Here is a 19136-nt window from a genome sequence, read left to right on the forward strand (position 1 = left end):
AAGGTAAACGTAAAACAAAGATACAGTAAACATGTTCAATCCTGTGACCCTCCGGCCGGTCAGATGAAGCTGAGACGGGGCATTTCTTTACCCAGTATGGCAACATCGTCGGCCGCCAGCCATTGTTTCAGCACCGTGGCATACACACTTTTGAAATCTACCTCATATTTGAGATCACCATCCTGCAATTCCTCCAGGTTGGGTAAGGCATTCAGCAGACCCTGCTGTTTAAGGCCACCGCCGATGAAGAACATATTGTTGGCCGTACCGTGATCGGTACCGTTGCTTGCATTTTGCGCTACCCGCCGGCCAAACTCGCTGAAGGTGAACAGCAGCACATCCTCAAACCGGCGATTGTCCTTCATGTCCTGTGTAAAAGCAGTAACAGCCTCGTTGATCTGTTTGAATAGTCTTGCCTGCTGGCCTTCCTGGCCCACATGGGTATCAAAGCTGCCTACGCTCACGTAATAGACACGCGTATTGGCCTCCGAAAGGATAAGGGAGGCTATTGTTTTCAGGTTTTTGCCGAGTTCCGTTTTGGGATAGACGGTCGTCGTCTCTTTTGCCTTGCTTTTTTCAAATATATAGTCGGCGCTGTTTAAGGTGCCCGCCATGGTTTGGTACAGGTAGTCTACGGGTCGTTCATGCTCCAACTGGTGATGGCCTGCCCGGTAGGCTTCGGAAAGTCGTTTCAGGTACTCCTGGTGGCTGTTGTTGTATAGCTGCCGCGGATCCTTCAGCGCGATGGCTTTCTGCAGCTCTCCTTTCAGAGCGAGGCTCAGGGTATCATCTATTTCCAGCGCCTGGGTGGGCAGGTCGCAGGCTTTGCATTGCTGGTCCAGGTAGCGGCCCAGCCAGCCTGTTTGCCATACTTCGCTGCTGGCACTGGCGCTTTGCCATATATCCATACTGCGGAAGTGGCTTCTGTCGGGATCGGGATAGCCCACGCTGTTGAGTATACCCAGGTGTCCCTCGTCGTACAACGATTTGAAGCAAGTGAGCTCAGGATGTAACCCCGCTTCATCGGTAAGGCTGAGCGTTTTCTCACGGGCCAGACCCAGTGCGGGCCTGGAGCGGTAATATATATCGTTGCGCACGGGTATCACCGTATTGAGGCCGTCGTTGCCACCGCTCAGCTGCAGGATGACCAGTACCTTGTTGCCGGCAGGGAGCGTTTCATCCCCTTTGCGAATGATCGCCTGTAGCATTTTGGGAACAAACAGTGAGGCCGTAGCCAGCGATCCCATTTTAAGAAATGTTCTGCGTTGAAGCAACATAAACAAAGATGATTTATGATGAATGATCAAATTCAAAGGATCAAGTTCCAATGAATAAATTCCAAACTCCAATAGTTAAATTCCAAATTGCCAACTCTCTATTATCCGCTGCCCATTGCCAACTCCCCATTGCCACCTGCTCATTGCCAACTGCCCATTGCCAACTAACACAACTGCCAATTAACACAACTGATATTCCGGTGTGCTCATGAGCGCGATCACCAGGGTTTGCAGGTAGGTTTCATCTGTTGTCTGATCTACCAGCTTCATGACCGCGTCTTTGTCGGCCGATCCGGGAGGCGTTTGCAGCAACAAGGCCTCCAGCTTATTGTAGAGCACTTCCCGGTTGGTCTCGTCCAGTGCTTTATCAAGCACAGTCCAGTCGATGTGCGCCAGCATCTGGTAGCTACCGCCCGCTTTCTTCGTTTTGCCGCCGCCGGCTGGCAGCAGCTCTTTACCACCCATTTGCACATCATCGTTGCCTTTGGGCTTGATGCTGATGGTCTCATCGCCGCGGATGAGACCTGGAATGCGCAGGCGCAGCATCAGACTGGAGCTGTCGATCCAGGCTGTGCCGCCCGGCCATCCGGCTACATTGGGCGGGTTGAAGAGCCATTGGCCCAGCAGACGTTGCAGCAATACCTGTACTTCTTCATTTCGCAGGGTCATCGGCAGGAAACGCCTTATCCCGGCCAGATATTCAACCGGAGACTTGATGTGGGTGCCAATATTGCGCTCTTCGTAAAACCAATCGCTCGTAAAAATATCATGCATGAGCTTGCCGATGTCATATTGGCTGCTGTAGAACCGGTCGGCCAGCCAGCCGACCTGCTGTGTATCGACCACCTCATTTACGAAGTAGCGGTATATTTTGGTGCAAAGAAAAAGTGCAGTCTGCTTTTGCTGCAGGATAAGGTCCAGCACAGCATCGCCATCGAAGTTGCCGCCGCTGCCCAATATGGTCTTCATCCCTTCGTCATGCACCTTTTCACGGAACACGAAAGTACCGTCGCGCTCAAACCCCCATCCTGTAAAGGCACGTGCCGCCTCCTTAATATCTTTTTCGCTGTAATGTCCTCTGCCCAGGGTAAACAGCTCCATTACCTCCCGGGCAAAATTCTCATTGGGTTTCTTCTTCCGGTTTTGCTGGTTGTTAAGAAAAGCCAGCATGGACGCGCTTTTACTGACGCCACGCAGGAGATCGCCGAAAGATCCCAGCGCATTTTCCCGGATCACCCGGAGCAGCTGCTGCTGGTAAAGACTGTTGTTCACCCTGCTGGCGAAATGGCCATGCCAGAACAAAGCCATTTTTTCCCGCAACTGTGCCTCACTGCTTACCATCTCGTTCATCCATGCTATGCTCAGCTGCCTGATATCGGCATTGCTTTGCTTGTTGATCTGCTTTCTTTGTTCGGCGCGCGCCGCTTTACGGGCATCGGTATCCATCATGGCATTATTGGAATCGTCCATTTCCTTGCCTGCCATAGCCTCTTTTACAAAGGGACTCACCGTATCCAGCGCTTTGGTGGGTGTGGCGGAAGCCTTTTCCAATCTTTTATACAATTTATGCGGTGTTATATCATCCAATCGCTGAAGCGTGCTGGCGGCAATGCCGAAGCCTGCGCGTCCCAATAAATGCTGGTTCCTGGTCTGGTTGTTCACTGCCATGTGATGTGATTAAGTTTGTGGAGCAGCATTGAGAGTTATAAATACCATCGAGGTTAAACCGGCGAAAAGTTAAAATGCCTACAAATGAGGGTGAGGTGCCGCTAAAGGAAAGAGCAGAAAGCATTTAATCTGTAATGAATAATTTGTGATGCCCTCATTTTCCGTTAAACTTGCATACTAAAATCCTGGAATCCGGAACGTTTAATGAATTTAATATATTGGCTGCTTTGTCTGCTCATTGGTCTTATTCCTGCAGTATTGCTTTACCGCAGCGACCGGCGAAAGAATATACCGGTAAAGTGGCTGCCCGCTTTGCTGCGTTTTCTTACTTGCTTTTTTACAGCTGCCTTGCTGCTGGCGCCCGCTTTTCCCACTACACATACGGAAGAGGAAAAACCGCTGCTCCTTTGGCTGCAGGACAATTCTTCGTCTATGCGTGCGGCGCTGGGCAAAGATTCGGTGGCCTATAGGGAAAAAATGCAGCGGCTTGAGGCCGGATGGCGGAAAGACTATACTGTGGTGCGGTTTGCTTTCGGCGCCGATCTTTCCCGTGACAGCCAGCTCCATTACGACCAGCGGAGCACCAATATAGCGAGGGCTTTGCAGGCGGCGGCAGAACAATACCAGGATCAGAATATAGGTGCGATCATTATTGCCTCCGATGGGATTTACAACGAAGGACTGGATCCGCTATATGCGCCCGCCAGCGCCCCGGTACCTATATATACCATCGGATTGGGCGATAGTACACAGCCCCGCGACATCAGCATCGGCAGGGTATATGCCAATAAGACGGTGGCGCTGAACAGCAAGTTTGAGATCATGGTCGACCTCCGTGCCGATAAGCTGAATGGCGGCAATACCACGCTCTCAGTGCTCCACAATGGCAGCACAATAGGACAACAGCCGGTAAAGATCGACAAGGACCGTTATACCGCCTCTTTCCACTTTGAAGCCGAGGCAAAAGAGAAAGGGTTTCAACGCTATTCCATAGCAATACCGGTGCAGGAAGGCGAGCAGAATACGCTCAACAACCGTATGGACTTTTTTGTCGAAGTGATCGACGATGAGACCAAAGTGCTCTTGCTGGCCGCAGCACCACATCCCGATATTGCCGCCATAAAAGAGGCGCTGGAAAGCGTTCCGCAATACAAAGTGGATGTACGCTTCGGCAGCGATGTACCCCCTGTAACGCCGTATCATCTGATTATCGCGCACCAGGTGCCTTCTTCAGCGGGTGTGCAGCTTCAGGCGGCCGGCAAACCCGTATGGTATATCCTGGGCCGGCAAAGTAACCTGAATGTTCTTAGCCAGCAGCAGGACCTGGTGAAGATCGCCGGCGGCGGTAATCCCAACGATGTGCTACCCAATATCAATACCGCTTTCAGCTATTTCACCCTGCCGGTCAGTATAAAGGAAGTGATGGGCAAAATGCCGCCCTTGCAGGCGCCCTACGGCAACTATTCTGTAGCGCCGGATGCGCAGGTGTTGATGCGGCAGCAGATCGGCAATATCAGCACCAATTATCCACTATGGGTGTTCCGGAACAGCGGTACGCCGCAGGCTATGTTATGCGGTGAAGGACTGTGGCGCTGGCGGCTGTATGAGTATAAGAACTCGGGTAAGCACGAGGTTGTGGACGAACTGATCCGCCAGACCGTAAGCTTGCTGAGCGTCAAAAAGGACAACAGGCCTTTCCGCTTGTTCATGGATAAATATGTGCTGAGCGATAATGAGCCGGTAAACCTATATGCCGAGCTGCGCAACGATAACGGGGAGCTCGTCAACGGCCCTGCCGTAAAATTATCGCTCACCGACAGCGCCGGCAAGGCGCTTGCCTACGAAATGGAAAAAAACGGTAATAGCTACCGCCTGAATGTGGGGCTGCTGGCGCCGGGAAGCTATCACTTTAAAGGAACGGTGAGCAATAACGGAAAAAGTGCGGTTTCCGAAGGTTCATTTCTCGTGGAATCGGTACCCCTGGAGCGTCTGCGTACCAACGCCGATTTCGATCTGTTGGGCCGGATGGCAGCCCAGACCGGTGGCGGTTTCTTTACCTACCGCAGTATGGATGCCCTCGCCGATAGCCTGAGGAACAACAGCCAGGTAAAGCCCCTGATCCATACCGACAAGACCTATACCGCGCTGATCGATCTCCGTTGGTTCTTCGGGATCATCCTGCTCACGGCCATTGCGGAATGGTTGCTGCGGAAATACTGGAATGCATAATTTTACCGGCTATAGCCGTCATAACTGCCTGGGTGATATCTTTGCCCGGTGAGGCCGGACCTGGCCAAAGCACATTTTTTTATTATTACATTTGCGCTATGCTAAAAAAGACCCTTTTTGCTGCAGCCATGCTCACCGCCGTAGCCGCAAGTGCCCAGGACTCCCTCTGGACGCTGCAGCGAAGCATACGCTATGCTGTCGACAATAACCTTGATGTCAAACAAAGCGTGCTGAACGAGCGACTGGCGCAACTGCAGCAGCTGCAAAGCCAGTTGTCGATGCTGCCCAGTGCGCAGGTCTCGACCAACGTCGGACGTAGCTACGGCCGTTCTATCGACCCTACTTCCAACCAGTTCCTCAATGCAGGCTACACCTTTGCCGGCGCATCCGGAAATGTGGATGTGCTGCTGTTCGGCTGGTTCCAGAAGCAGAATACGATCAAGCAAAATAAGCTGCTGAGCCAGTCGGCGTCGGCCGATCTGTCGCAGCTGAAGGACGATATATCGCTGAATGTGGCCACGGCCTTCCTGCGGATCCTGATGGCGCAGGAGCAGATCCATGTGGCCGAAAGCCAGCTGAAATACAGCCTCAAGCAGCGGGAGCAGACCGACTATTTCGTTAAGGCGGGCCGCTCACCGGAACTGGACCTTGCCCAGATGGAGGCGCAGGTGGCTACCGATAGCTCGGGCTACTTTACAGCATTGGCTACCTTCCAGCAATCGGTACTGGACATGAAAGCCTTGATGAACTTTGAGATCAGCGCACCTTTTACGCCTGTGGCCCCGGAGGTGAACAATATACCGATTGGCGAGCTGGCCGGGCTGACACCCGAGCAGGTGTTTGCCTCGGCCCAGAAACATTTTGGCTCGATCCGCAGCAACCAGTTGAAGATAGAAGCTTCCCGTAGCGCACTGGCCGCCGCAAAAGGCGCTCTTTACCCCCAATTATCGCTTAGCGGACAATTTGGTACCAACTATGCCTCTTCCTATAGGGAGACGGTTGGAGGTTATACCTATATCAGCGACGAGCCTTCTGGCGCTTATATCAATTTAAACGGGCAGCGAGTTGATGTTTATGCACCTAACTTTGCGCCACCTTCAAGCAGGGATGTGGGTTTCTTTAAGCAGTATAGCGACAACTTCAGGCAAACCTACCTCCTGAACTTGTCTATACCACTGTTCAACGGCTGGGCCTCAAGGACCAATGTTAACCGGAGTAAGGTCGATGTGCAAAGCAAGCAGCTGGGACTCGACCAGGCAAAGCTGAAGCTGAAGCAGGATGTATATAAAGCTTATTACGATGCTATGGCCGCCGTGCAGAAACACTATGCGACGATGCGTGCCGACGAAGCCTCTGAGCGGGCGTACACATTTGCACAGAAGCGCTACGAGCTGGGCCTTATGAATGCCCTGGAGCTGCTTACGACGCAGAACACGGCTTTTAAAGCAAAGGCAGATGCGCTTTCTGCTAAATATGATCTGCTGTTTAAATTGAAAGTGATCGACTATTACCTGGGTAAAGAAATCAAGCTGTAATACATCATCTTCATATACTATATGGCGGGGGCAGGCTGCTCCCGCTTTTTATTTGACAAAGTGCCGTTACAGGCGCAGGCAAATATGTTTTGCTCAAATAGCAGCGGAATTTTACTTTCGTGGTACAATTAGTATGAATGAAAGAAACGCTGCTCAATGCCATAAAAGAGGCGGGAACGCTGATCCTCAAGCATTTTAACGGCACTTTTGCCGTTTCTCACAAAGAAGGTATCAACAACCTGGTAACCGAAGTGGACCAGGCCTCTGAGCGGCTTATCACCTCGATCATCAGGGAACGCTATCCTGATCATGGTATCATAGGCGAAGAATATGGCGCGCACGATGCCTCATCCCGGTACAAATGGATTATCGACCCTATCGACGGCACCGTTAATTATGCCCATGGTATACCTTTATGCTGCGTGAGCATAGGCCTTATGGAAGACGAGACCATGATCCTGGGCGCGGTATACAATCCCATGATGAACGAGCTGTTCTTTGCCGAGAAGGGCAAGGGCGCCTGGTTGAATGATCGCCCGATCAGCGTATCGGAAAAGAGCGATTTTGCCAAAGCATTCCTCGTTACAGGCTTCCCTTATCACTTTCCTGAAGGCAAGAATCCTTTTTCGATTTTTGAGCGTATGGTCACCAGCGGTATACCGGTGAGGCGTCTGGGTTCGGCGGCGCTGGATCTTTGCTGGGTGGCCTGCGGCCGTTTCGATGGCTTCTGGGAGTACAATCTCAATGCCTGGGATATTGCCGCCGGGTACCTGATCGTGGAAGAAGCGGGGGGTAAAGTCACCGATTTTCGCGACAACCCCTATACGGTATGGGACAAGGAAACATTAGCCACCAATGGTAAGATACATGAAGAATTGCGGCAGGCGATTATAGCGTAAATTCCAAAAGGCAAAATTCAAAATTAGAAAGGGAAAAATGTACATGTCTTGCCAACTACCATTGCCAACTGCTCATTGCCAACTCCCCAATACCCAACACTTACAATCACTTACATCTTGCATCTAATATCTAAAGTCTAACATCTAAAGTCTAACATCTAAAAAATGCTCTCCATCAATATCATCAACCAATCGCATCACGATCTTCCAAAGTACCAGACCGAAGGTTCGGCCGGTATGGACCTTTGCGCTTTTATTCCGGAAGCCATTACCCTAAAGCCCCTGGAACGTGTACTGGTACCTACAGGTCTATTCATTGAGTTGCCGATGGGCTACGAAGCGCAGATCCGTCCGCGTAGCGGCATGTCCATTAAAAAAGGCATCACCGTGATCAATGCGCCAGGTACCATTGACAGCGACTATCGTGGTGAGATCAAGATACCTATTGTGAACCTGTCCAACGAAACGCAGACGATAGAGGACGGCGAAAGGGTGGCCCAGATGGTGATCGCGCAGCATGAGATGGCTGTATGGACAGCGGTAGAAGCCCTGAACGAAACGGTAAGGGGCGCCGGCGGCTTCGGGCATACCGGCGTTCACTAAACCAGACGGGTCGATCCCGTTTTTTAAATAGCTATGAAAAAACTTGCTTTGCTTACCTCGGGCGGCGATGCGCCGGGCATGAACGCAGCCATCAGGGCTGTGGCACGGACGGCGTTGTACAACGGCCTGGAAATATTCGGTATCCGCAGGGGATACCAGGGGATGATCGATGGCGACATCTTCAAAATGGAAACCACCTCGGTATCCAATATCATACAAAGAGGCGGCACCATACTGAAAACGGCACGCAGTAAGGAATTCCTGACGCTGGAAGGCAGGGAAAAAGCTTACCGGCAGTTGAAACAGCACGATATAGATGGCCTGGTCCTCATCGGCGGCGATGGTACCTTCAAAGGTGCCAATGTCTTTTTTAAGGAATATTCGTTACCGGCAGTTGGTATTCCCGGTACTATCGATAATGATATTGCCGGCACCGACTATACGCTGGGTTTTGATACCGCGGTGAATACCGCTGTGGAAGCGATTGATAAGATAAGGGATACGGCCGAGGCACATGACCGTATTTTCATCGTAGAAGTCATGGGCCGCGATGCAGGCTATATTGCCCTCAACAGTGGTATTGCCTGCGGCGCCGAAGACATACTGGTCCCTGAGCAGGCTTCGGACATTAATGTTATCCTGGAGCGTATAGGCAACGATAAGCGCCGGAAAAAGCTGGTGAATATTATCGTGGTGGCCGAAGGCGACGATTTCGGCGGGGCCGACGCTCTGCGCATAAAGATCATGGAGCACCTGCCCGAGCTCGATGTACGGTCTACCATACTGGGCCATATTCAGCGGGGCGGCTCACCCAGTTATTTTGACCGTGTACAGGCCAGCCGTATGGGTTATGCCGCCGTGAACGCCCTTGTTTCGGGCCAGACGCAGGTCATGGTCGGGCTCGAAAACCAGGAGATCATTTACACATCCTTCGATCATGCCATCAAGCAGCATGCACCCCTGGATATGAAAATGCTGGAAATGGCGAAGATACTGGCGTCTTAATATTCTGATCTCGCAGCGTCGCTGCGACGCCGCGAGACATGTCCTTTCCCTTTCCATTCGCCATAGAGAGAATCGGGAGCAAGCAGACCCGGGATTATGTTTCAGCTACCACTTCTTTGGAGCGGACACAGATCGTCCTGTCCGGCTTCCGGTCTGAACGCGCCAGCGGTCGGAACGGAAGCTGAATCTTTAGATTTTTTTATCCCCCGGCTTTCCGCTTGAGCCAGATCCACTAAGAACATCCTCCTACCGGCGCCGGCAGGAGGATGTTCTTGGTAAATAACGTCTTTTAAAGACTTGTCAACGTTTTGATCCTGGAGTGCTTTACATCCAACAACAGCGTCACCATATGCGCATACAAGCCGTCGCTGCGCTTATACCAGGCATAACGCAATGCGGCTTCGTCGAAGAAGCAATGCCCGCCCATTCTTGCCTGCGGGGCATAACGCAGGGTAAGGCCCATCTTGATATCATTAAACGCAGAAAGATCATAATCGGAAGTGTAAAAAACTTCTGAAGAACTATGTTCTTTATAAGGCTTGAAGTAACGCGAAGCGGTTTGGGTATACCAGCGCAGGTGTGGCGCTATCGCCAGCTGCGGCGACAGTTTCACCGGCACCTCCAGCTGAAAGGTATGCGCCGTGATCCCGAAGTTGTCCCAATAGAAGCGGTAGTAGGCGCGGAAGATCAGGTTGCGGAAAGCGAATATGTTGGCCTGAAGACCGATCGGTATTTTCCAGCGTTCCATAGGCAGGTTCTCGACCCGTGCCGAAATTTCATTATCGAAATACACCCGGTGAAAGGGCGTAGACAACAAGCCTTTCTGGTAGACCAGCTCAGGCATCAAAGCAACGCGTACACGTCTGTTAACGATCTGGTACAATGCAAAGCTCAGGTTATAAGAGTTGCGGGTATAAGTATCGAACCATTGCTTATAGCGCAGCTCGATGGGATATACCAGGGTTACGGGCCGCCAGTACCGCTTGTTGATACGCCCCCAGCGCAGATCGTCGAAATAGGTTTGCAGGCCCAGTTGCAGCTCGGTGGAGCCATCTGCATTGGTATAAGAGAGCGATAGCCCTACAGGAAGAGAAGTATAGTCCGATTCCACCGAAAGTCCGGTACGGAGCCCTGCGGTAATACCACTTCGTCCCAGCTTGCGGCTATAGCCGATACCGAGGTGGCTGCGTATATCGGAGCGGGAGGCTGAGCTGATCACATAATCGATGTTATCGGTTGAGGCGGAGGTGATCACGTCGGCGCCGATATTGATGCTCATCGTTTGTACAGAGTCGGGCCGGTGGGTAATCGTCGCTTCCGCGGCAAAGACGGTAAGCTGCTCGGTTCCCTTGCCGCCGGTGACTGCCGAATGATTGCCGTCCTGGCTATAATAGGATAGCAACGCCTGTACTTCGGTTTCTTTCAACTGTTGTTTTTGATATACGGATTCCTGTTGCTGCGCTCTTCCGGTAAAAGAAGATGCTAATAATCCAAATAGCAGGTATCTTTTCTTCATAGGGTTTACCGGTATTAATTGCAGCCGCAGCCGCCGCTGCTTTTACCTGTGCCGCCGCCCGAAGCGCCTTCGCGGTACGACTGTGCATTCTCGTCAAAGCGTTCTACATCCAGCTTGCCGGCCTGCATATAGCTATCGTTCAGGTAGGCTCTCTGGTAAGGCTTTACCGTAGTGCAGGCGCCGAGCCCCAGGAGCCCGGCTAACAACAGCATAAGCCCGCGGGATCTAAGCTTGTGCATGGGTAGCAATATGTTGAGAGGTGTGCATACGGTTGTTTTGATCAATAATGAGGGCATGGACGCCGGGGAGCTGCTCCACCAGGTCGAGCCCTACTTCGATACCCATAATGGTAACGGCTGTTGCCAGGGCATCGGACAGTTCTGCGCTGGGACTAATGATGGTGACGCTCCTGATCCAGCGGGCCGGAAGCCCCGTGCGCGGATCGATATTATGAGAATAGCGCGTGCCATCGAGATCGAAATATTGTTCGTAATTGCCCGAGGTCGCTACAGAGGCCTGGTCTACTGGCAGCCACAGTAATATATGCTCGGGCCGTTCCGGATCGGCGATGCCGACCTTCCAGGGCTGGCCATCGGGACGCAGCCCCCAGGCGGTAAGATCGCCGCTGGCATTTACCACGCCCGAGGTAACGCCTTCGCGTTGCCACAGCCGCCGCACACAGTCGGCAGCATAACCTTTGCCAATGGCCCCAAACCCTATCCGGGCGCCCTTCCGGCGCAGGAATACTTCATTGGTACGACTGGTATCGATATGCCGGTAGCCGGTGCTGTGCAAGGCCTGCTTTAATTGTTCCGTAGAAGGTAGCGCAACGCTATGGCCTTTGAAATTGTACAATGCTTTTAACGCGCCGGACGATATGTCGAAAGCGCCCTGGGTAAGGTCCGATAGCTGTAGGCAGCGTTTCGCCAGCGCATATACTTCCGGATCTACCGGTACAGGCGCCACGCCTGCCTGGCTGTTGATCCTGCCGGTGTCGGAGCCCTTGTCAAACTCGGTAAGCAATCGTTCCAGTCTTCTGATCTCATCTACACCGGCCTGAAGCAGGCGCTGCATCTGCGATACGGATTCACCGGTCACGATCAGCTCAAAATCAGAGCCCATCAGCCTTGCCTGTAGTTTACATTGCTGCATCGATCTCTTTTAAAGCCTTTTCTATTTCGGCGATCAGGATGGCTGGAGTGGGGTAGTCCTGTTGAAAGGCATGAAGCAATTGCCTGTCCTTTCCCAGCAGGAGTATTTTTGGGAAACGGCCCTCGGCATTGAAGGCCTCGGCCAATGAATCATATTGCTGCTGCAGTGCAGGCGGTATTTTCTTTTTTTGCGGGAAGTCGGCTTTCAGGATAAAGAACCGGTCGCGGGCAAAGTCGGTGAACCGCGGGGCAGAAAGCACCTGTTGCTCGAGCCTGATGCAGGGAATACACCAATCGGAGCCCTGGAAAACGAGCAGAACGGGTTTTTGATGCTGCGAAGCCATCGCAAACGCCGCTGCCGGATCGGTGAAAACCTGCGCCCCGGCTCCATAAGCAAAAAGCAGCAACAAAAGCGTCATCCCGTACTTGTACATAAATCTTGCTTCCTTTGAGCAGGCAAAAATAGACAGCAATCGGTTGTCCGTCAAATTACTTTTTCACTTCCGGGCAATCCTGCACATTTATGAAGCGATAAAGCACACCTGTCAAATACTTAAAGAGCGGATTTCGGATTGTTAATATTTTTGAAAAAATATCATCTCTTGAAATTATCTTTTACTATCATGAAAAATGCTTTGCTTTATTGCCTGCTATTCTCCATTGCATCTATCACGGCGCAGGCCCAGACTTATGTGCCGTTTCCCACGACGAATACTGTATGGCGGGAACGATTCCGTATAGACGACGAATCACCTTATACTATTCATTATTACGGTCTGAAAAACGGGGATACGATCCTCGACGGCATGAGTTATCACAAACTCTATAAGTCAACGGATACGCTTTTTGATGCATCTGAGCTAATTGGAGGGATAAGGGAAGACGATGAGAAAAAAGTTTATTTCCGGACGCTCTACCCTAGCATCCCGAGCGGCCTTCTCTATGATTTTTCGCTGCAGGTAGGCGATTCTGTTCAGTACGACGACAACATGGGGCAGAATAACTGGAGGACTACTATGCACGTTATTGCTACCGATTCTGTCAATATTGGTGGCGTGTACCACAGGCGTATTAAATTTGATTTTTTGTGGACGAACTGGATAGAGGGCGTGGGTAATGGCCTGAGAGGCTTACTGTGGTACTCTGGTACCTGGCCCAATAACGGTACCTGGAACGACCTCATCTGTTTTGGCCGCGACGGGAACTGGGTATATCATAATCCCGCCAGCGCTACTAATCCCGATATGCCGTTGCCGGGTTGCGACGAAGCGCTCGTAGGTATTGCAGGCCATATTATCGATTCTAAAGAAATTCTTTTTTATCCTCAGCCGGTCGTTACTACCAGTCAGGTATCCCTTAAAGGGAATGCTCACCTGCAAACGATGATGGTATACGATGTTACCGGCAGAAAGGTTAAAGCGTATGAGGCCGGCAAGACTAACCAGATAACCATCAGCCGGAGCGGTTACCTTCCCGGCATCTATTATTACCGGTTGTATACGGAAGAGGGAAAAGTAGCGATGGGCAAATTTGTAGTCAGGTAACCGGTAAAGTACCACTTTAATACCATCGTAATCTGCAGCTTTGACCAATTGTTATTATCTTGCAAGATACAAATGGATTTAGCTGCTTCTTACCAATCTGTCAACAAACGTTTGCAGTCGCAATACCGTGAACCCGCCTGGGGATGGGGGCTCAGGGTAGCCATGTCGGTAACGATACCACTGCTCTGGGGCGCTTTTTTTGAAAAGGAAAGCGGCGCCGAATGGATGGCGATCGCAGCCGAAAGTGTTTCTTTTATTGAGCTCAAAGGCAACATCGGTCAGCGTGTGCGGCTGTTGCTCAGTGCCTCGCTGTTGTCGGTGCTGTTCTGTGTTGTAGGCAGTCTGGCCGGCAACCTCATATGGATCAGCCTGCCGGGCATGTTTGCCGTAGGCTTTCTCAGCGGCCTGTTCAAGAACCTGGGCGATCGTGGCATGGGTCTTGCGCTCAGCGTCTATATCTTTTACATCATCACCAGCGCTTACCCGGTGCCAACCAGCGAAGCCTTGTGGACCCGTTGCGGCTGGGTATCCCTGGGGGCCCTGTGGACTACAGTGGTGGGGCTTTGCAGCTTTCTCTTCATCCGTATCGGCACGCCATATCGCCGTACCATCGCCGTGATATGGAAGTCGGTGGCTGCCCTCGCGCAGGCCACAGGTAAGGGCTGGGACGGTACCACTACCCGGAGCTCGGTAAGGGATGTCTATCTTAAAGAAAAAGATGTACGTACCGCCATCGACAGCTCGCTGTTCCTCTTTGAAGAAACGGCCGACCAGGTAAGCAAAAGCCAGAAGACCAAGTATGCCCTGGCCCAGTCGCGCCGCTGCGCCTCGCTGGTGAGCATGCACATCATACAGATCAGCGAGGCTGCCGAGCAGCTATACCGGCAAACCGGCGACCGGCAGCTCATGGTGCAGTTTCACAGCCTGTTCAGGGCCCTGGAGCAGATAGGAGAGCGTATGGAAATATACCTGCTTACGCTAAAGGAAGAAGAACGTATCCTGGTCACTTCCCGTGTTGAACGCCTGCGCAAGCTTTCGCTGCAGATATCCGAGTTGCCGGAAGCGACGCAACCCGGCATTTCGGATACGATGAAGAAGATACTCGTACTTACCGAGCGTGTGGCAAAGCTGGTTGAAAAGTCGTTGGAGCTGCTGGCGCAGCCGGGGGAGCGAAGGGTGTACCGCGCCTATTCTTTTACCCAAACCCTCAATATCCTTCACCCCAGGTACGTTAAGAACAACCTGCGGCAATTGTTCAACCTCGACAGCATTACCACCCGCTACGCCATCAGGATCGGCATTGCAGCCTTCCTGGGCACGCTTATCGGTTATTTGCTGGGCGAGGGCAGCGCCTTCGCGCTATTCCTGCACAATACACTCGATCTGCCCCTGGTACAATTGCGGCATCATGGTTATTGGATCGCTTTTACCGCGATCATCGTCTCCCAGCCCTATTTCGGAGCTACCTTAAAGAAGGGGATCGAACGCAGCGCCGGGACCGTGGCCGGCATCATAGTAGGCTCCGGCTTCCTGCTGCTGCCTTTCCCGCTGTTGTCACGTTTTATCCTGGTATTCTTCAGCTCGGTATTCCTCATCTATTTCCTGCGGCGGCAGTATTCCGTAGCGGCCTTCTTTATTACCCTTATGCTGGTGGGGCTGCTGGCCATCGACCCCGGCTTCGATGCCGGGCTCATGAAGACACGTATCCTGTGCACCCTTATCGGATCGGCACTGGCCATCGGCGCCGGCTTTTTGCTGTTGCCTTCCTGGGACAAAGATCATTTGCCCCGATACCTGGCACAGGCCTTTACCGCCAATTTCAGCTACTTCCAGGGCACTTTTTACCGTAGTGAGGAGCGTACACCCTGGACCAGGCTGAAGCGCATAGCAGAATCCCGTAGCAGCAATGCCTTCGACTCTTTTACCCGCTTTATGCAGGAACCCGGCATGCGGCGCAAAAAGGGCTATGCCAACTATTACTATCTGCTTACGCATAACGTGCGCATCACCCGCGAGCTCAATAACTTCCACGGAGAAACTGAGCTGGAAACGGAAAAGATACCAGTACGGGAGAAGGAAAAATTCTACCAGATGCTGAACCAATGCGACGATCTGTTCCGGGACAACATACAACTGCTGAGGCAATCGGGTAACGATTTTGTGGAGGATAAATACCTGAAGACCTTTCCTGAAGAAGGCTTTAATACCATGAACCCCGTGGAAAGCCAGATGGTCTACATCGAAAAAATGCTGATCGAGCTCAAGGCCATTTATAATGGCCTGCATGGCGCGCCGTCGGAGCCGGAACCGAAGGCGATCGAAGAAGTATAATGTATGCTGCCGGCTGTGATCGCTATAAAAATTACAAAAATCACAAACCGATAACAAAACGATATTCCCTACATGTGTATTACATGTTTAATTTTAGGGTAACTAAAAAAACACAACAATGAAAAAGATCAGCGCATTACTCCTGGCCCTTATGCTTATGGTTTCGGGAGTGACCTTTGCCCAGGACAAAACAGCGCCCAAGACGAAACCGGCTGCGACGCAAACCAGCAAGCCTGCCGATAAAGCTGCTCCCGGCGATCATACCAAGAAGGACGGCACGCCCGACAAGCGCTACAAGGAGAACAAAAAGATGAAAAAAGACGGTACGCCCGATATGCGCTACAAAGAAAATAAAGACAAGAAAGCTGCAGCACCTGCAGCAAAATAAAACAGCAATACAGGCGGGTTGCCGCATATTGTACACAAAAAAGGACTGGTTATTCGACCAGTCCTTTTTTAATCGCTATATAAATTGTTCCCTCGCGGTAGAGGACACATTTGAGATATTCTATTACAGCATAGTGGAGAAGGTGTACCATACGTTGCAATACAGACATGGTTTAAGCCCATTCAGAATCATTTCCCCCGCTTGCGGCACAGCGTCGCTGCGAGGAAGCATACTCGTGTTTTACCATACAGATAAAGCTTGGGGCATATTCAGCATTGTTCCCTCGCTGCGGGCACAGCGTCGCTGCGAGGAGGTATACTCGTGTTTTACCATACGGATAAAGCTTGGGCATATTCAGAATCATCCCCCGCTGCGAGGAAGTATACGCATGTTTTTCAATGTAGGCAAAAGCATGGCAACCGCAAATGATCCTTTTTTTTTGTTGATTAAGATCAATGACTGCAGGCCATAATGCTATAGGATAGTGAAATCAGAAAAAACAATTGTCATAATCCTGTCTTTTTTTTCTTTTCTCTTTTTTATGAAGTAAATTTGCGTGCCGGTTTAGGAGAAGGGACGAATTAAATCTTGACTGGTCTAAAAATACCCCTCCTGATCCCTACAATATTCAATGTTTTTCAAATCTTCTTTTTAAAAATGGCTTTCGACTTAGATCTCATCCAAAAAGTTTACGCTGAAATGCCGGGCAAAGTGCAAATTGCCCGCCAATTGCTCGGACGTCCGTTGACCCTGACGGAAAAAATCCTTTACGCGCACCTGGACAAGCCTGCGACTGCCGCTTACGAGCGGGGCAAGGCTTATGTGGACTTCCGTCCTGACAGGGTAGCGATGCAGGATGCGACGGCGCAGATGGCATTGCTTCAGTTCATGACTTGCGGACGCGACAAAGTAGCGGTGCCTTCCACTGTTCACTGCGACCACCTGATCCAGGCCAAAGTAGAGGCTGACAAAGATCTGCAGGTAGCCGTGGACTCCAATAAAGAAGTATACGATTTTCTTTCCTCCGTTTCCGATCGTTACGGTCTCGGCTTCTGGAAAGCGGGTGCGGGCATTATTCACCAGGTGGTATTGGAAAACTATGCTTTTCCCGGTGGTATGATGATAGGGACCGACTCCCATACGCCCAATGCCGGCGGTCTTGGTATGATCGCCATCGGCGTAGGCGGTGCCGATGCCTGCGATGTAATGGCAGGCCTGCCCTGGGAGCTGAAGATGCCCAAGCTGATCGGCGTACACCTCAAAGGCAAGCTCAATGGCTGGGCAACCCCTAAAGATATCATTCTCTGGGTAGCAGGTAAGCTCACCGTTAAAGGTGGTACCGGCGCCATCGTAGAGTATTTTGGCGAAGGCGCTACCAATATCAGCTGTACCGGTAAAGGCACCATAGGCAATATGGGCGCCGAAATAGGAGCGACCACTTCGACTTTCGGATACGACGAAAGCATGGAGCGCTACCTTCGTGCTACAGGCCGCGCTGCAATAGCCGACCTGGCCAATGGCATTAAGGAACACCTTACCGGCGATCCGGAAGTATATGCCAACCCCGCACAATATTTCGACCAGGTGATCGAGCTCGATCTTTCTACCCTGGAACCTTATATCAACGGACCCTTCTCTCCCGATCTGGCTACGCCCATTTCAAAAATGAAGGATGCAGCAGCAGCCAACGGATGGCCCACCAGACTTGAAGTAGGCCTTATCGGTTCCTGCACCAACTCTTCCTATGAAGACATCAGCCGTGCAGCCAACCTGGCCCAGCAGGCAGTAGATAAGAACCTGAAGGCAAAAGCCGCTTATACCATCACCCCTGGCTCGGAGCAGGTACGTTTTACCATCGAGCGCGACGGTTTCATTGATACCTTTGGTAAGATCGGCGGTACGGTATTTGCCAACGCCTGCGGTCCCTGTATCGGTATGTGGGCCCGCGAAGGCGCCGATAAAAAGGAAAAAAATACAATCATCCACTCTTTCAACCGCAACTTTGCCGCCCGCCAGGATGGCAACCCCAATACTTACGCTTTCGTAGGCTCCCCCGAAGTAGTGACTGCCCTGGCTATTGCCGGCGATCTTACCTTCAACCCGCTTACCGATAGCCTGACCAACGAGGCCGGCGAGCAGGTAAAATTAGATGCACCTACGGGCTACGAACTGCCTCCCAAAGGCTTTGCAGTGGACGATCCTGGTTTCCAGGCGCCCGCCGAAGACGGCAGTAGTATCCAGGTGATCGTATCGCCCGAGTCGCAAAGGCTTCAGCTGCTGGTGCCCTTCCCGGTCTGGGAAGGTACCGACCTGAAAGGATTGAAGCTCCTGATCAAGGCAAAAGGTAAGTGTACTACGGATCATATTTCCATGGCCGGCCCCTGGTTGAAATTCCGCGGCCACCTGGACAATATCTCCAACAACATGCTCATTGGCGCCACCAACTACTTTAACGATAAGACCAATAGCGTAAAGAACGAACTGACGGGAGATTACGCACCGGTACCGGAAGTGCAGCGTGCCTATAAAGCCGCAGGCATCGGCTCTATCGTGGTAGGCGACGAGAACTATGGTGAAGGATCCAGCCGTGAGCATGCGGCTATGGAGCCCCGTCACCTGGGTGTGCGTGTGGTGCTGGTAAAATCCTTTGCCCGTATCCATGAGACCAACCTGAAGAAGCAGGGCATGCTGGGCGTGACCTTCAACAACAACGACGATTACAATAAGATCCAGGAAGACGATACGATCGATGTGCTGGGCCTCACTACCTTTGCCCCGGGTGTGCCGCTTACCGTGGTGGCTAACCATAAGGACGGTACCAAAGATGAGATTGTGGTAAACCATACCTACAACCAGCAGCAGATCGAATGGTTTAAGGCCGGTAGTGCCCTGAATATCATCCGCAAAGAATTCGGCGTAGCCTGATCATTTCCATAAGGATTTTTTGTCAAAAACAGCAGGGATTTCCTGCTGTTTTTTTATTGTTTTTA

At 51.7% G+C, this 19136-nt stretch carries 15 protein-coding genes; 9 read left to right on the forward strand and 6 right to left on the reverse strand.

The window, feature by feature from the left end; all coding sequences use genetic code 11:
- Positions 1 to 59: 59 nt before the first annotated feature.
- Both DZK30_RS21720 and DZK30_RS21725 read right to left on the reverse strand, forming a co-directional pair.
- Positions 60 to 1277: a DUF1501 domain-containing protein gene (locus tag DZK30_RS21720; RefSeq protein WP_118976286.1), complete on the reverse strand. Its 1218-nt coding sequence runs from the start codon at positions 1275 to 1277 to the stop codon at positions 60 to 62.
- 180 nt (positions 1278 to 1457) lie between these two features.
- Complete coding sequence (locus tag DZK30_RS21725) at positions 1458 to 2945, reverse strand: DUF1800 domain-containing protein (protein ID WP_118976287.1); 1488 nt, start codon at positions 2943 to 2945, stop codon at positions 1458 to 1460.
- Between the two features lie 204 nt (positions 2946 to 3149).
- Here DZK30_RS21725 and DZK30_RS21730 point away from each other — a divergent pair, with 204 nt between their 5' ends.
- The 5 genes from DZK30_RS21730 (at position 3150) to pfkA (ending at position 9216) form a co-directional block, all read left to right on the forward strand.
- Complete coding sequence (locus DZK30_RS21730; RefSeq protein ID WP_162903317.1) at positions 3150 to 5174, forward strand: vWA domain-containing protein; 2025 nt, start codon at positions 3150 to 3152, stop codon at positions 5172 to 5174.
- Positions 5175 to 5272: 98 nt separating this feature from the next.
- Positions 5273 to 6709 (forward strand): TolC family protein, encoded by a 1437-nt coding sequence (locus DZK30_RS21735; protein ID WP_162903318.1) that lies wholly within the window; start codon positions 5273 to 5275, stop codon positions 6707 to 6709.
- Positions 6710 to 6846: 137 nt separating this feature from the next.
- The gene (locus tag DZK30_RS21740; RefSeq protein ID WP_118976290.1) at positions 6847 to 7608 is read left to right on the forward strand and encodes an inositol monophosphatase family protein; all 762 of its coding nucleotides are present in this window, start codon (positions 6847 to 6849) and stop codon (positions 7606 to 7608) included.
- 165 nt (positions 7609 to 7773) lie between these two features.
- Positions 7774 to 8211, forward strand: coding sequence for a dUTP diphosphatase (gene dut / locus DZK30_RS21745; RefSeq protein WP_118976291.1), 438 nt, complete (start codon positions 7774 to 7776; stop codon positions 8209 to 8211).
- Positions 8212 to 8244: 33 nt separating this feature from the next.
- A complete protein-coding gene (gene pfkA, locus DZK30_RS21750; protein WP_118976292.1) occupies positions 8245 to 9216 on the forward strand; it encodes a 6-phosphofructokinase in 972 nt (323 codons plus the stop codon).
- A 289-nt stretch (positions 9217 to 9505) separates the two neighbouring features.
- On the opposite strand, the gene DZK30_RS21755 is transcribed toward pfkA, so the two are convergent.
- The 4 genes from DZK30_RS21755 to DZK30_RS21770 are packed head-to-tail and all read right to left on the reverse strand — an operon-like array spanning position 9506 to position 12317.
- Positions 9506 to 10732, reverse strand: a complete 1227-nt coding sequence (locus DZK30_RS21755; RefSeq protein WP_118976293.1) for a DUF3570 domain-containing protein — start codon at positions 10730 to 10732, stop codon at positions 9506 to 9508.
- A gap of 14 nt (positions 10733 to 10746) precedes the next feature.
- Positions 10747 to 10971 carry a DUF4266 domain-containing protein gene (locus DZK30_RS21760; RefSeq protein WP_118976294.1) on the reverse strand — a complete coding sequence of 75 codons (225 nt, stop codon included), beginning with the start codon at positions 10969 to 10971 and terminating at the stop codon, positions 10747 to 10749.
- Positions 10958 to 11884: an FAD:protein FMN transferase gene (locus tag DZK30_RS21765; RefSeq protein ID WP_118976295.1), complete on the reverse strand. Its 927-nt coding sequence runs from the start codon at positions 11882 to 11884 to the stop codon at positions 10958 to 10960. Before DZK30_RS21765 ends, DZK30_RS21760 begins: the two co-directional genes overlap by 14 nt.
- Positions 11871 to 12317, reverse strand: coding sequence for a thioredoxin family protein (locus DZK30_RS21770; RefSeq protein ID WP_118976296.1), 447 nt, complete (start codon positions 12315 to 12317; stop codon positions 11871 to 11873). Before DZK30_RS21770 ends, DZK30_RS21765 begins: the two co-directional genes overlap by 14 nt.
- A gap of 189 nt (positions 12318 to 12506) precedes the next feature.
- Between DZK30_RS21770 and DZK30_RS21775 the strand changes: the two genes are divergently transcribed.
- The 4 genes from DZK30_RS21775 to DZK30_RS21790 all read left to right on the forward strand — a co-directional run bounded on the left by DZK30_RS21775 (position 12507) and on the right by DZK30_RS21790 (position 19071).
- On the forward strand, positions 12507 to 13427 hold the full coding sequence (locus tag DZK30_RS21775; RefSeq protein ID WP_118976297.1) for a T9SS type A sorting domain-containing protein: 921 nt from the start codon (positions 12507 to 12509) through the stop codon (positions 13425 to 13427).
- 72 nt (positions 13428 to 13499) lie between these two features.
- A complete protein-coding gene (locus tag DZK30_RS21780; RefSeq protein WP_118976298.1) occupies positions 13500 to 15758 on the forward strand; it encodes an FUSC family protein in 2259 nt (752 codons plus the stop codon).
- A 118-nt stretch (positions 15759 to 15876) separates the two neighbouring features.
- Positions 15877 to 16146 carry a hypothetical protein gene (locus tag DZK30_RS21785; RefSeq protein WP_118976299.1) on the forward strand — a complete coding sequence of 90 codons (270 nt, stop codon included), beginning with the start codon at positions 15877 to 15879 and terminating at the stop codon, positions 16144 to 16146.
- Positions 16147 to 16803: 657 nt separating this feature from the next.
- Positions 16804 to 19071: an aconitate hydratase gene (locus tag DZK30_RS21790; protein ID WP_118976300.1), complete on the forward strand. Its 2268-nt coding sequence runs from the start codon at positions 16804 to 16806 to the stop codon at positions 19069 to 19071.
- Positions 19072 to 19136: the final 65 nt, after the last annotated feature.

The sequence above is a fragment of the Taibaiella koreensis genome, assembly GCF_003545715.1.
Classification (GTDB): domain Bacteria; phylum Bacteroidota; class Bacteroidia; order Chitinophagales; family Chitinophagaceae; genus Taibaiella; species Taibaiella koreensis.